Annotated in this window: 11 protein-coding genes; 7 read left to right on the top strand and 4 right to left on the bottom strand. The window is 70.4% G+C overall.

Going from position 1 to position 13,683, the window contains the following annotated elements; genetic code table 11:
- Nucleotides 1-73 precede the first annotated feature (73 nt).
- Entirely contained in the window at nucleotides 74-1,078 is a 1,005-nt protein-coding gene (locus tag ACZ4WQ_RS28970) for an ATP-binding protein (RefSeq protein WP_361186851.1), read from the top strand.
- Here ACZ4WQ_RS28970 and ACZ4WQ_RS28965 read toward each other — a convergent pair.
- Complete coding sequence (locus ACZ4WQ_RS28965) at nucleotides 1,059-2,312, bottom strand: polysaccharide deacetylase family protein (protein WP_385345712.1); 1,254 nt, start codon at nucleotides 2,310-2,312, stop codon at nucleotides 1,059-1,061. The genes ACZ4WQ_RS28970 and ACZ4WQ_RS28965 overlap by 20 nt on opposite strands.
- 406 nt (nucleotides 2,313-2,718) lie before the next feature.
- Between ACZ4WQ_RS28965 and ACZ4WQ_RS28960 the strand changes: the two genes are divergently transcribed.
- The 6 genes from ACZ4WQ_RS28960 to ACZ4WQ_RS28935 all read left to right on the top strand — a co-directional run bounded on the left by ACZ4WQ_RS28960 (nucleotide 2,719) and on the right by ACZ4WQ_RS28935 (nucleotide 10,742).
- Complete coding sequence (locus ACZ4WQ_RS28960; protein ID WP_398376567.1) at nucleotides 2,719-5,253, top strand: bifunctional SulP family inorganic anion transporter/carbonic anhydrase; 2,535 nt, start codon at nucleotides 2,719-2,721, stop codon at nucleotides 5,251-5,253.
- Nucleotides 5,254-5,358: 105 nt separating this feature from the next.
- Nucleotides 5,359-7,320 carry an acetate--CoA ligase gene (gene acs / locus ACZ4WQ_RS28955; protein WP_398376565.1) on the top strand — a complete coding sequence of 654 codons (1,962 nt, stop codon included), beginning with the start codon at nucleotides 5,359-5,361 and terminating at the stop codon, nucleotides 7,318-7,320.
- 190 nt (nucleotides 7,321-7,510) lie between these two features.
- Nucleotides 7,511-8,902 carry a Na+/H+ antiporter NhaA gene (gene nhaA, locus ACZ4WQ_RS28950; RefSeq protein WP_311727062.1) on the top strand — a complete coding sequence of 464 codons (1,392 nt, stop codon included), beginning with the start codon at nucleotides 7,511-7,513 and terminating at the stop codon, nucleotides 8,900-8,902.
- Nucleotides 8,903-9,022: 120 nt separating this feature from the next.
- A complete protein-coding gene (locus ACZ4WQ_RS28945; protein WP_311727061.1) occupies nucleotides 9,023-9,484 on the top strand; it encodes a phage holin family protein in 462 nt (153 codons plus the stop codon).
- Nucleotides 9,481-10,407 carry an alpha/beta fold hydrolase gene (locus tag ACZ4WQ_RS28940; RefSeq protein WP_358843901.1) on the top strand — a complete coding sequence of 309 codons (927 nt, stop codon included), beginning with the start codon at nucleotides 9,481-9,483 and terminating at the stop codon, nucleotides 10,405-10,407. Before ACZ4WQ_RS28945 ends, ACZ4WQ_RS28940 begins: the two co-directional genes overlap by 4 nt.
- Before the next feature lie 128 nt (nucleotides 10,408-10,535).
- Nucleotides 10,536-10,742 carry a hypothetical protein gene (locus ACZ4WQ_RS28935; RefSeq protein WP_311727059.1) on the top strand — a complete coding sequence of 69 codons (207 nt, stop codon included), beginning with the start codon at nucleotides 10,536-10,538 and terminating at the stop codon, nucleotides 10,740-10,742.
- Between the two features lie 66 nt (nucleotides 10,743-10,808).
- Here the strand turns inward: ACZ4WQ_RS28935 and ACZ4WQ_RS28930 are convergent, their stop codons facing one another.
- Genes ACZ4WQ_RS28930 through nth form a run of 3 tightly spaced genes read right to left on the bottom strand, consistent with a single transcriptional unit; the run spans nucleotide 10,809 to nucleotide 13,660 of the window.
- Nucleotides 10,809-12,008, bottom strand: coding sequence for a MarP family serine protease (locus ACZ4WQ_RS28930; protein WP_311727058.1), 1,200 nt, complete (start codon nucleotides 12,006-12,008; stop codon nucleotides 10,809-10,811).
- A 12-nt stretch (nucleotides 12,009-12,020) separates the two neighbouring features.
- Complete coding sequence (locus ACZ4WQ_RS28925; protein WP_311727221.1) at nucleotides 12,021-12,647, bottom strand: NUDIX hydrolase; 627 nt, start codon at nucleotides 12,645-12,647, stop codon at nucleotides 12,021-12,023.
- Between the two features lie 56 nt (nucleotides 12,648-12,703).
- The gene (nth, locus tag ACZ4WQ_RS28920) at nucleotides 12,704-13,660 is read right to left on the bottom strand and encodes an endonuclease III (protein ID WP_398376562.1); all 957 of its coding nucleotides are present in this window, start codon (nucleotides 13,658-13,660) and stop codon (nucleotides 12,704-12,706) included.
- Nucleotides 13,661-13,683: the final 23 nt, after the last annotated feature.

The raw sequence follows: 13,683 nt of genomic DNA, 5'->3' as shown, positions 1-13,683 counted from the left end.
CCGCCCCTCGTTGGAGTGGTCTTCTTCACCGTAACCGCCATCCAGGACGATCACTCACCTACGCTAGGTGAACATGAAGATCGCTTTCGTGGGCAAGGGCGGCAGCGGCAAGACCACGCTGTCCTCGCTGTTCATCCGCCATCTCGCCGCCACCGGCGCCCCCGTCATGGCCGTCGACGCGGACATCAACCAGCATCTCGGCGCGGCCCTCGGCCTGGACGAGCCGGAGGCGACCGAGCTGCCCGCCATGGGCGCCCACCTCCCCTTGATCAAGGACTATCTGCGCGGCACGAACCCCCGCATCTCCGGGGCCGACACGATGATCAAGACGACTCCGCCGGGCGAGGGTTCGCGGCTCCTGCGGATCGACGAGGACAACCCGGTGTACGAGGCCTGCGCCCGGACGGTCGGGCTCGACAGCGGGCAGGTGCGTCTGATGGTGACCGGCCCCTTCACCGAGTCCGATCTCGGTGTCGCCTGTTACCACTCCAAGGTCGGCGCGATCGAGCTGTGCCTGAACCATCTGGTCGACGGCCGGGACGAGTTCGTCGTCGTCGACATGACCGCCGGCAGCGACTCCTTCGCCTCGGGCCTCTTCACTCGCTTCGACATGACGTTCCTGGTCGCCGAGCCCACCCGCAAGGGCATCGCCGTCTACCGCCAGTACAAGGAGTACGCCGCCGACTTCGACGTGGCGCTGCGCGTGGTCGGCAACAAGGTGCAGGGCCCGGACGACCTGGCCTTCCTGCGCGCGGAGGTGGGCGAGGACCTGCTGGCCACGGTCGGCCACTCGGACTGGGTGCGGGCCATGGAAAAGGGCCGCCCGGCGCGCTTCGACGAGTTGGAGGAGGTCAACCGCCGCGCGCTGCGGACGCTGCACGAGGCGGTGGACGCGACCTACGAGCGGCGGGACTGGCAGCGGTACACCCGCCAGATGGTGCACTTCCATCTGAAGAACGCCCAGAGCTGGGGCAACGAGAAGACGGGCGCCGACCTGGCCGCCCAGGTCGACCCCGCCTTCGTCCTGGACGAATCCGTCCGGGCCGAGCGGCCGGCGGCTACTCCCGCTCCCGCTTAGCGGGCATGGCCGAGTGGGTGGAGGCCGGCTCGGCGGTGAAGAACTTCGCCCAGCCGCCCTTCGGCCGCTCCCCGACGTCCAGTCCGCGCAGCCGGCGCAGCACCCCGGGGCCCTGCGCGTCCAGCCAGTCGGCCAGTTGCTTGAAGGGAACACAGCGCACGCCCTTGCGCGGGCAGATCCTTTTGATGGTGTCCTCGACGGCGCGCATATACGTTCCGCCGTTCCAGGACTCGAAGTGGTTGCCGATGAACAGCGGTGCACGGTTGCCGTCGTACGCCCGGTCGAAGGCGGCGAGCAGCCCGTCTCGCATCTGCCTGCCCCACGCCGCGCGCTTGGAGGGGTCGCCCTTGGTCGTGCCGGACTGGTTGGCGAGGAAGTTGTAGTCCATCGACAGGGTCTCGTAGGAGCGGCCGGGCACGGGGATCTCCTGTAGCGGGAAGTCCCAGATCCCGTGGATCTTCTTCGGCCAGACCTGACGGCCGCCCACGGAGCTGGCGTCGTAGCGGAATCCCAACTTCTTGGCCGCCTTGATCAGGTTCTTCTGTCCCTCCAGGCAGGGGGCGCGGCCGCCCACGAGCTCCTTGCCGTAGTCGAAGGGCAGCGGTTCGCCGCCCCGCAGGCCGGTGTTGGTCTTCCAGTGCTGGACGAACGACACGGCCTGCCGGGTCTCGTCGATCCACTCGCTGGGGCTCCAGGTGCCCACCCCGTCGTCCGGGCCGCAGAAGTGCCCGTTGAAGTGGGTGCCGATCTCATTGCCCTCCCGCCAGGCGGCGCCGAGTTGCTCGACGGTGTCCTTGACGCCCTTGACGTCGTTGAAGCCGATCGACGAGGCGCCGCGCGAGTGTCTCGGCGGGTCGTACTTGTCGCGCTTCTCGGCGGGCAGCATGTAGACGCCGCTGAGGAAGTACGTCATCTTCGCGTCGTACTTCTTGCCGACCGCGCGAAAGCGGGAGAAGAGCTTCTGGCCGTCCTGGCCCGCGCCGTCCCAGGAGAAGACGACGAACTGCGGTGGCTTCTCGCCCGGTTTGAGCCGCCGGGGTCTGAGCTGCCCTGGCTGCGGTCCGGTGTCGGACATCGATCCGTCCCCGATGAGTTTCCCCGCCCGCTTGGGGTGGTTCGGCGCCGCCGGTCCGTTCCGCTGCGCGTCGCGGTCCGAACCAGGCCCGCCCGGGCTGCCTGGTCGCTGTGGGTCCGATCCTCCTGTGCAGTTGGCCACCGCGGCCAGCGCGGCCATCACGGCGAACCATGCAGTGACGTTTCTTCTGGCCCTCACACCGCCACCTCGTCTCTCTCGTCGCCCCGCGTCGCGGGAGCTCGAACCCAGAGCCAAGCTCGCACGGAACGAAGAAAAGACAGAGGATGACAAGCCATTTTAAATGACTATTCACCCGTTAGATGGAATATCGAGCAGGTTCGCCCGAAAAAGCTTCTCGTGGACTTTACTCGGCATTACGATTCATTTACCAATGCTTGGTAGTCCTTGCCGGGCTTGGCATCTCGACCGCAGGCGCACAGACCAGGCACTCAGATCGCAGGCGCTCAGACCGCAGGCACTCAGACCGCAGGCAGTCAAACCGCAGTACGCCGTGACCCACGGCCGTGTATTCGTACGCGGCCGCGAAGCCCCGGAGGAGACGGGAATGTCGCAACTCTTGAACCGGATCGGCGGGGTCTCCTGCCGACGGGACCTTTCCGCCTCGATCGTGGTCTTCCTGATCGCGATCCCGCTCTCCCTCGGGATCGCGCTGGCCACGGGCGCCCCGTTGCAGGCCGGGCTGGTCTCCGCCGTCGTGGGCGGGATCGTGGCCGGGCTGCTCGGGGGCGCCCCGCTCCAGGTCAGCGGGGCCGCGACCGGCCTGGTCGTGGTCACCGCCGATCTCGTGCAGCGCTACGGCTGGCGCACCACCTGCGCGATCACCGTGCTCGCCGGCGCGGCGCAACTGGCCCTCGGCGCTCTGCGGGTGGCCCGGGCGACACTCGCGATCAGCCCGGCCATCGTGCACGGGATGCTCGCGGGCATCGGCGTCGTGATCGCGGTCGGCCAGCTGCATGTGGTGCTCGGCGACAGCCCCGACAGCTCGGTGATCGACAATATCGCCGCGCTGCCCACGGAATTGAGCCATCCGCACCCGGCCGCCCTGCTGGTGGGCGCGATCACCGTCGGGGTGCTCGCGGTGTGGCCGTGGCTGCCGGGGAGAGCTGGGCGGATCGCGCGGGCCGTACCGGCGGCGCTCGTCGCCGTCGTGGCGGCCACCACGGTGAGCGCCGGCATGTCCCTGCCGCGTGTCGACCTGCCGTCCTGGGAGCTCCCGGCACTGCCCGGCCTCCCGGAGGGGCCGGTGCTCGGTCTGGTCGCCGCAGTACTGACGGTCACTCTGGTCGCCAGCATGGAATCGTTGCTGTCCGCCGTCGCCGTCGACCGGCTCCAGACCGCGAGCCCCGGCCAGCGGCCGGCAAACCGGCGGGCGGAAGATCGGCGACGGGAAGATGGGCGGGCGGAAAACCCGTCGGCGGAGGAGCAGGGAGCGGTGCCGGACAAACGGCCCGTTCGGCTGGACCGCGAGCTGTTCGGGCAGGGCGCCGCCAATCTGGTCTCCGGGCTGCTGGGCGGGTTGCCGATCGCCGGAGGCGCGATCCGGGGCTCGGCGAATGTCCGGGCCGGTGCCGTGACCCGGCGGTCCACGGTGCTGCACGGCGCATGGGTGGCGCTGTGCGCCGGGCTGCTCGCCGGGGTGCTGGAGCTGATTCCGCTCGCCGCGCTCGCCGCGCTGGTCATGGTCGTCGGCGTGAAGATGGTCAGCTTCGCGCACATCAAGAACGTCCAGCGGAACCGGGAGTTCCCGGTGTACGCGGCCACGCTGGGCGGCGTCGTTCTGCTGGGCGTGTTGCAGGGGGTGGCGGTCGGGATCGTCGTCGCGGTCTTCACCGCGCTGCGCCGACTGACCCATACCCGGATCACCGTGGTCGAGGAGGCCGGGCTGCACCGAGTGCGGGTGAGCGGGCAGCTGACGTTCCTGGCGGTGCCCCGGCTCAGCCGGGCCCTGGCGCAGCTGCCCGCCGGGGCGAGCGTGGTGGTGGAGCTGGGCGGCTGGTTCATGGACCACGCCGCGTATGACGCGTTGCAGTCCTGGGCCGAGGGGCACCGGGCGCGCGGCGGCTGGGTCAGGCTCGGCGGCCGGTCGGGGCGGCCGATCGCCGAACCGGCCAGCGCCCATGCCTGCCGCCCGTGGACTCCCTGGCGCAACCATCACTGCACCCGCCCCGCCCCGGCGGCCGTGCGGAGCGGCGGGGAGCAGTTGCCCGGCGGGGAGCAGCTGCTCGGCGGGGTGAGCGCCTTCCAGCGGAACACCGCGCCGCTGGTGCGGGAGGAGCTGGCACGGCTCGCGCGGGAGGGGCAGCGGCCCACTCAGCTCTTCCTGACCTGTGCCGACTCCCGGCTGGTGACCAGCATGATCACCTCCAGCGGGCCGGGTGATCTGTTCACCGTGCGCAATGTGGGCAATCTGGTGCCGCCACCCGGCGGCGGACCGGCCTGTGACTCGGTGGGCGCGGCGATCGAGTACGCGGTGGAGGTGCTGAAGGTCGGCAGCATCACGGTGTGCGGCCACTCGGGGTGCGGGGCAATGCAGGCGCTGCTCGGCTCGGCGGTGCCCGCGCCGTCGGCCGGAGAGGCACCGTCCGGTGGAGAAACGCCGTCCGGTGGAGAGACGCCGTCCGCGACGCAGACGCCGCTCGCGCGGTGGCTGCGTCATGGCCGACCGAGCCTGGCTCGTATGGAGCGGATCGGGCGGCTGGGGCGCGGCGAGGTGGCGCTGGGCAACAGGCCGGTGGCCGACGAGCTGGAGCGGCTGGCGCTGGTCAATGTGGTGCAGCAGCTCGACCATCTGATGTCCCACGGCTGTGTGGCGCGTCGGGTGGCGGAGGGCGCGCTGGTGCTCCACGGCATGTACTTCCATGTGGGGGAGGCTCAGGCGTATGTGCTGGAGTCGGGGGGATCGGGCAGGTTTTCGGCTGTGCGGCCGGACCACGGCGCGACGGCGGCCGCCGCCTGTGCGAGCAGCGGAGCCTCTGCCGACACGGGCGGCGCGGGCGGCATGTTCCGGTCCCGCGCGGAGGACGGGCTCCGATCCGGGGCAGGAGGCGGCTCCCGGTCCGGGGCCTTGGGCCTTATGTGATTACAGGTCTAAACCAATTTTTGCCAACCACCCTTGTCAGGGTGCACCGCGGGCTGATGAGCTATGGCCTGGGACACAACGGTCACCCTGGGAATGGGAGATGTCGTGAGCAACGAAAGCCTGGCCAACCTTCTTCGGGAGGAGCGTCGCTTCGCTCCCCCCGCCGATCTGGCCGCGAACGCCAACGTGACAGCGGAGGCGTACGAGCGGGCGAAGGCTGACCGCCTGGGCTTCTGGGCCGAGCAGGCCCGTCGGTTGACCTGGGAAGCCGAACCGAGCGAGACGCTGGACTGGTCGAACCCGCCGTTCGCGAAGTGGTTCGCCGACGGCAAGCTCAACGTGGCGTACAACTGCGTCGACCGCCACGTGGAGAACGGGCTGGGCGATCGGGTGGCCATCCACTTCGAGGGCGAGCCCGGCGACACCCGAGCCCTCACCTACGCCGAGTTGCAGCGCGAGGTCTCCCGGGCGGCGCACGCCCTGACCGAGCTCGGGGTCCAGACCGGTGACCGGGTCGCCATCTATCTGCCGATGATCCCGGAGACCGTGGTCGCGATGCTGGCCTGCGCCCGTATCGGCGCCCCGCACTCCGTGGTCTTCGGCGGCTTCTCGGCCGACGCTCTCGCCACCCGCATCCAGGACGCCGACGCGCGCGTGGTGATCACCGCGGACGGCGGCTACCGCCGCGGCAAGCCCTCCGCGCTCAAGCCCGCCGTCGACGAGGCCCTGACCCGCCCCGGCACCGACAAGGTGCGCAATGTGCTGGTGGTCCGCCGCACCGGCCAGGAGGTGGCCTGGACCGAGGACCGCGATGTGTGGTGGCACGAGCTGGTCGACCGCCAGCCGGACCAGCACACCCCCGAGGCGTTCGACGCCGAGCACCCGCTCTTCATCCTCTACACCTCGGGCACGACCGGTAAGCCGAAGGGCATCCTGCACACCACCGGCGGCTATCTCACCCAGATCTCCTACACCCACCACGCCGTCTTCGACCTCAAGCCGGAGTCGGACGTGTACTGGTGCACAGCGGACGTCGGCTGGGTCACCGGCCACTCGTACATCGTCTACGGACCGCTGTCCAACGGCGCGACCGAGGTGCTCTACGAGGGCACACCGGACACCCCGCACCAGGGCCGCTGGTGGGAGATCATCCAGAAGTACGGCGTCACGATCTTCTACACCGCCCCGACCGCGATCCGCGCCTGCATGAAGTGGGGCGACGACATCCCGGCCAAGTTCGATCTGTCCTCGCTGCGCGTCCTCGGCTCGGTCGGCGAGCCGATCAACCCCGAGGCATGGATCTGGTATCGCAAGCACATCGGGGCGGACCGCACGCCCGTGGTCGACACCTGGTGGCAGACCGAGACCGGTGGGATGATGATCAGCCCGCTGCCGGGCGTCACCGAGACCAAGCCCGGTTCGGCCCAGATCCCGCTCCCCGGCATCTCCGCCACCGTCGTCGACGACGATGCCAACGAGGTGCCGGACGGCTCCGGCGGCTACCTCGTCCTCACCGAGCCCTGGCCGTCCATGCTCCGCACCATCTGGGGCGACGACCAGCGCTATCTGGACACCTACTGGTCCCGCTTCGCCAACCGCTACTTCGCGGGCGACGGCGCCAAGAAGGACGACGACGGCGACATCTGGCTGCTCGGCCGGGTCGACGATGTGATGCTGGTCTCCGGCCACAACATCTCGACCACCGAGGTGGAGTCGGCGCTGGTCTCGCACCCCAAGGTCGCCGAGGCCGCGGTCGTCGGGGCGACCGACCCCCAGACCACCCAGGCCATCTGTGCCTTCGTCATACTGCGCGGCGGCGCGGCGGAGGACGACGACCTGGTCGAGGAGTTGCGGGCGCATGTCGCCAAGCAGCTCGGCCCGATCGCCAAGCCCAAGCGGATCCTGCCGGTGGCCGAGCTGCCCAAGACCCGCTCCGGCAAGATCATGCGGCGGCTGCTGCGCGATGTCGCCGAGAACCGCGCCCTGGGCGATGTCACCACGCTCACCGACTCCTCCGTCATGGATCTCATCCAGGCCAAGCTGCCGACCGCCGCCAGCGAGGACTGACCGGGTACACGAGCGGAGGGCGCCCGGTTCGGCCGGGCGCCCTCCGCGCATTCCGGATAGGGTGGGAAGCCGTCGCGTAAAGAGCGCGACAAGAACAAGGTTTCAGGGGCGCGCCGGGAAGTCTGGTCGGCACACAGCACACGTGTGTCCGCATGGGGATACACCCGACCGACTCAGGAGGCCTCCGCCCGTGGCCGCGCCCTTCCGCCGCAAGTTCCTCGGACGTCTGTCGCTGCCCGAGCGGACCTTCGTCATCGACGCCCTGCGCACCGAAACCGTCGGCGGCGTCATCCTGCTGGTCGCCGCCCTGGCCGCGCTGCTCCTCGTCAACACCCCGCTCAGCGGGTTCTATCAACACGTCAGGGACTTCTCCTTCGGCCCCGACGCGTTGCATCTGCACCTTTCGGTCGCCTCCTGGGCCGCGGACGGCCTGCTCACCGTCTTCTTCTTCGTGGCCGGCATCGAGCTCAAGCGCGAGCTGATCGCGGGCGAGCTGCGCGATCCCCGGGCGGCCGCGCTCCCGGTCGTGGCCGCGATATGCGGCATGGCCATGCCCGCCCTCGTCTATGTGACCGTGGGAGCGGTCGGCGGCGGGAACCTCAGGGGCTGGGCGGTGCCCACCGCCACCGATATCGCCTTCGCCCTCGCCGTGCTCGCCGTCATCGGCACCGCGCTGCCCGCCGCCCTGCGCGCGTTCCTGCTCACGCTCGCGGTGGTCGACGACCTCGGCGCGATTCTGATCATCGCGATCTTCTACACGACGCATATCAATTTCCTCGCCCTCGGCCTCGCCTTCGCCGGTCTCGTCGTGTTCTGGACCCTGCACCACAAGGGCGTCCGCGGCGCCTATGTCTATGTCCCGCTCGCCTTCGTCATCTGGGCGCTGATGCACGCGAGCGGGGTGCACGCCACGGTCGCGGGCGTGGCCATGGGCCTGATGCTGCGCTGCACCGTGCGCGAGGGCGAGGAGCGCTCCCCCGCCGAGCGCGTCGAACACCGGATGCGCCCGCTGTCGGCCGGTCTCGCCGTCCCGCTGTTCGCCTTCTTCGCCGCCGGGGTCCCGGTCTCCGGTGGCGCCGTCGGACAGGTCTTCTCCCGCCCGGAGACGCTGGGCGTCGTCCTCGGCCTTGTCGTGGGCAAGGCCGTCGGCGTCTTCGGCGGCTCCTGGCTCGCCGCCCGCTTCACCAAGGCGACCCTGAACGAGGACCTGGCCTGGGCCGATGTGTTCGCGGTCGCCTCGCTCGCCGGAATCGGCTTCACGGTCTCGCTGCTCATCGGTGAGCTGGCCTTCCCCGGCGACCCCGCGCTCGCCGCCGAGGTGAAGGCGGCGGTGCTCATCGGCTCGCTGATCGCCGCGGTCCTGTCGGGCATCCTGCTGAAGATGCGCAACAACACCTACCGCAGGCTGTGCGAGGAAGAAGAGCGGGACGAGGACCATGACGGCATCCCCGACGTCTATGAACTGGACAGTCCCGAGTACCACCTGCGGATGGCCGCCATCCACGAGGCCAAGGCCGCCGAGCACCGCCGACTTGCCGAAGTGGCCGCTGCGGCCGACTCCGGTGACGATCGTCCGGCATGATCTGAGAGGCTTGACGACCGCGGAGTAACACAGCAGATGTGGACGACGCATCAGCAGGACATGGCGAACGCGTATGACATACGGGACGCGTAAGACGTGCGAGAGCAGAGGGAGATGGCGATGAGCGCAGCCGACGACGGCGGCAACCGCAGCCTCGGCCAGCTGGTGGCCACGGCGACCACCGAACTGTCCGCGCTGGTGCACGACGAGATCGCGCTGGCCAAGGCCGAATTCAGGGACAGCGCCCGGCGCACCCTGTTCGGCAGCGGCGCGGCAATCGTGGCCGGGGTGTTGCTGCTGTTCTCGCTGCCGGTGCTGAGCTTCGCCCTCGCCTACGGCCTGCGCGCCTGGACCGGCCTCGGCCTCGCCTGGTGCTTTCTGATCGTGGGCGGCATCTACTGGCTGCTCGCCGCGATCCTCGGCGCACTCGCGCTCGCCAAGTTCAAGCGGGTCAAGGCGCCGAAGAAGTCCGTGGCCTCGGCCAAGGAGACGGCTGCCGTCCTGGGGAGCGTCAAGCCGCACCCGCGTGCCGCGTCCAATGGCGGTCGCCCGGCACGGGATGTGACACGCTCGTCGGCATGACGGCCCCTGACACCTCCGCCTCGGTCGTACGGCTCGACGGACCCTGGACCCATCGGGACGTCGCGGCCAACGGTGCGCGCTTCCACATCGCCGAGCTGGGTGACGGCCCGCTGGTCCTGCTGCTGCACGGCTTCCCGCAGTTCTGGTGGGCCTGGCGGCACCAGCTGACCGCCCTGGCCGACGCCGGGTTCCGCGCGGTGGCGATGGATCTGCGCGGGGTGGGCGGCAGCGACCGTACGCCCCGGGGCTACGACCCGGCCAATCTCGCCCTCGACATCACCGGGGTGGTCCGCTCGCTCGGCGAGCCCGACGCCGCGCTCGTCGGCCATGACCTGGGCGGATATCTCGCGTGGACGGCCGCGGTGATGCGGCCGAAGCTGGTCAGGCGGCTCGCGGTGGCCTCGATGCCGCATCCGCGGCGCTGGCGCTCGGCCATGCTCAGGGACGTCAAGCAGAGCGCGGCGAGCAGCTATATCTGGGGCTTCCAGCGGCCCTGGCTGCCCGAGCGGCAGCTGACCGCGGACGGCGGAGCGCTGGTGGGGCGGCTGCTCCGGGACTGGTCGGGGCCGCGGCTGCCCGAGGACGAGGCCGTGGAGACCTACCGGCGGGCGATGACCATCCCGTCGACGGCGCACTGCTCGATCGAGCCGTACCGCTGGATGGTGCGATCGCTGGCGCGCCCGGACGGTTTCCAGTTCAACCGGCGGATGCGGCGGCCGGTGCGGGTGCCCACGCTGCATCTGCACGGGTCACTCGACCCGGTGATGCGTACGCGCAGCGCGGCGGGGTCCGGGGAGTATGTGGAGGCGCCCTATCGGTGGAGGCTCTTCGACGGCCTCGGGCACTTCCCGCACGAGGAGGACCCGGTCGCCTTCTCCACCGAGCTGATCAACTGGCTCAAGGACCCCGAGCCCGATCGCTGAGGGCGCAACGCGGACGGGCCACGACCGTACGAACATATGTTTTTCGAACGGCCACTTGCCTGGAGCATAGGCCAATTGCCGCAGCCACGGGCGATTACGGACCATGGGCCCCGGGCAGAGACCCATGTATGGGCTGGACGCACGACTACCGTGACGCACCAAGCGACCGCGGCTCCGAAGCCGCCGCTGCTGCCAATACCGCGCTGAGCGTTTCCGAGCGGGGCGGTCCCGGGCCTTCCGCAGGCCATGACCCCGATATGGGGATCCCGCGCATCATCCGCCGCAGGGCCCGCTGGGTCTCGGCCCGGCTGCGCCATCCACGCGGTCGCCAGTAGCTACCGTCATGCACTGTGGCCGCGAGGTCACTCGCGGCCACACCGCTGACGCATCGGGGTCGGCTCCTACAGCGCACATCCCTTGGTGTCCACCGGGGTCTGGGCCGTGCGCCCCTTCACGACGTCCTCGTGCACCTCGTCCGCGGTCAGCGCGTACCCGGTGTGGGCGTCGTCGAGGGACTTGGCGAAGACCACGCCGTACACCCTGCCCTGCGGGGTGAGCAGCGGGCCGCCGGAGTTGCCCTGCCGCACGGTCGCGTACAGGGAGTACACATCGCGCTGCACGGTGCCGTTCTGGTAGATGTCCGGGCCGCTGGCGTCGATACGGGCGCGGACGCGGGCCGCGCGCACATCGAACGCACCGTTCTCCGGGAATCCGGCGACGATCGCGCCGTCTCCGGTGCGCGCGTCGCCCTCGGCGAACTTCAGCACGGGCGCGTCCAGCGAGGGCACATCCAGAACGGCGATGTCGCGCTTCCAGTCGTAGAGCACGACCTTCGCCTTGTAGAGCCGGCCCTCTCCGCCTATCTGCACGGTCGGATCGTCGACCCCGCCGACGACGTGCGCGTTGGTCATCACCCGGTGCTGCGCGAAGACAAAGCCGGAGCCCTCCAGGATCTTGCCGCAGCTGGGGGCGGTGCCGACCACCTTCACGATGCTCTGCTTGGCGGCGGTGGCCACCGGGCTCGCGGCGAGCGCGGGGTCCGGCGCGGGCACGGAGGTGATGGGCTCGTTCGCGAAGGGCGAGAAGACCTGCGGGAAGCCGTTCTGCGCGAGCACCGAGCGGAAGTCGGAGAACCAGGTCGTCGCCTCGGCCGGGAGCACCCGGGAGACCCCGAGCAGCACCTTGGAGTCACGGACTTCCTTGCTCACGGTGGGCAGCGAGGCGCCCGCCAGGTTGTAACCGAGCAGCCAGGCGACCAGCAGCATCGCCACCACATTGACCAGCGCACCGCCGGTCGCGTCCAGGGCGCGCGCCGGTGACCAGGTGATATGCCGGCGCAGCTTGTTGCCCAGGTGGGTGGTGGCGGCCTGGCCGACCGAGGCGAACACGATCACCAGCACGACCGCCATGACCGCGCTGAAGGTGCCCGGCGACGCCCGGTCGGTGGCGCCGTCCCAGATCACGGGCACCAGATAGATCGCGACGAGGCCACCGCCGATGAACCCGAGCACGGACAGAACACCGACGATGAAGCCCTGGCGGTATCCGATGACCGCGAACCACACGGCGGCGAGCAGCAGCAGGATGTCCAGCACATTCACCCGGACACCGTCTCATGCACGCCAGTCGAGCGGGACGCGCTTGTCATGGTTCCAAGGTCTTTCCCAGCCCGCGAAGTGCAAGATCCGGTCGATCACCCCGGCCGTGAATCCCCAGACCAGCGCCCCTTCCACGAGGAAGGAGGGGCCGGTGTGGCCGCTGGGGTGGACGGTGGTGGCCCGATGCGCGGGATCCGTGAGATCCGCCACGGGCACGGTGAAGACCCGGGCCGTCTCGGCGGGGTCCACGGGCCGGATGGGGCTTGGCTCGCGCCACCAGCCGAGCACCGGGGTCACCACAAAGCCGCTGACCGGGATGTACAGCCGCGGCAGCACCGAGAAGACCTGCACCCCCGCCGGGTCCAGGCCCGTCTCCTCCTCGGCCTCGCGCAGCGCCGCGCGCACCGGACCCGCGCCGTCCGGATCGCCGTCCTCCGGGTCGAGCGCGCCCCCGGGGAAGGAGGCCTGGCCCGCGTGCGAGCGCAGCGAGCCGGCCCGCTTCAGGAGCAGCAGCTCGGGCCCGCGGTCGCCCTCCCCGAACAGCACCAGCACGGCGGAGGGGCGGCCGCCGCCCCGGGCGGGCGGCAGAAACCGGCTGAGCTGCCGGGCCTCCACCGTCTCGGCGGCGCGGGCCACGGGCATCAGCCACTCGGGCAGGCCGTCGCTGGTCACGCCGGCCACGCCGCCGTATGTGCTCGTCACTCGGCTGCTCCCAGCGGGGCGGTGGCATCCACCGGGGCGGTGGCGTCCGCCGGAGCCGTGGCCCCCAGCGGGGCGGCGGCCCGGCCCGGATAGCCGGCCGGCGGCCGCAGCCGCTGCCCGGGCTGGCCGCCCATCTCGTACTTCAGCAGCTTCTTCGCCTTGTCGGGATCCGTCTCGCCCTCCCCGTACGACGGGCACACCGGGGCGATCGGGCAGGCGCCGCAGGCGGGCTTGCGCGCATGGCAGACGCGGCGGCCGTGGAAGATGATCCGGTGCGAGAGCATCGTCCACTCGCTCTTGGGGAAGAGCGCGGCGATCTCCGCCTCGACCTTCTCCGGATCCTCCTGGGCGGTCCACTTCCAGCGCCGCACCAGCCGCCCGAAGTGGGTGTCCACGGTCAGGCCGGGCACCCCGAAGGCGTTTCCGAGCACGACATTGGCTGTTTTTCGCCCCACGCCCGGCAGCGTCACCAGGTCGTCCAGGCGGCCCGGCACCTCGCCGCCGAAGCGGTCCCGCAGCGCGGCGGACAGGCCCAGCAGGGACTTCGCCTTGGCCCGGAAGAAGCCCGTCGGCCGGATCAGCTGCTCCAGCGCCTCGGGGTCGGCCGCGGCCATGTCCTCGGGCGTCGGGTAGGCGGCGAACAGGGCGGGGGTGGTCTGGTTGACCCGCAGGTCGGTGGTCTGAGCGGACAGGACCGTGGCGACCAGCAGCTGGAACGGGTTCTCGAAGTCCAGCTCGGGGTGTGCGTACGGATACAGCTCGGCGAGCTCTCGGTTGATCCGGCGGGCCCGGCGGACGAGCGCGAGCCGGGATTCGGGACGGGCGCCGGAGGCTTTGCGCGGTCTGGGGGCAGCGGTGGCAGCGGCACCCGCGGCATTGGCCGCTTTTGTCCGCTTGATTGTTTTGTGCGGATTTGCCGTTTCCGTCGCCTCGGCGGACCCTTGTTCGCCCACAGCGGAATTACGAGGTGCGCTCA

The organism is Streptomyces sp. NPDC028305, assembly GCF_055569495.1.
The sequence above is the reverse complement of the archived record's forward strand: the minus strand, read 5'-3'. Positions and strand labels throughout refer to the sequence as shown.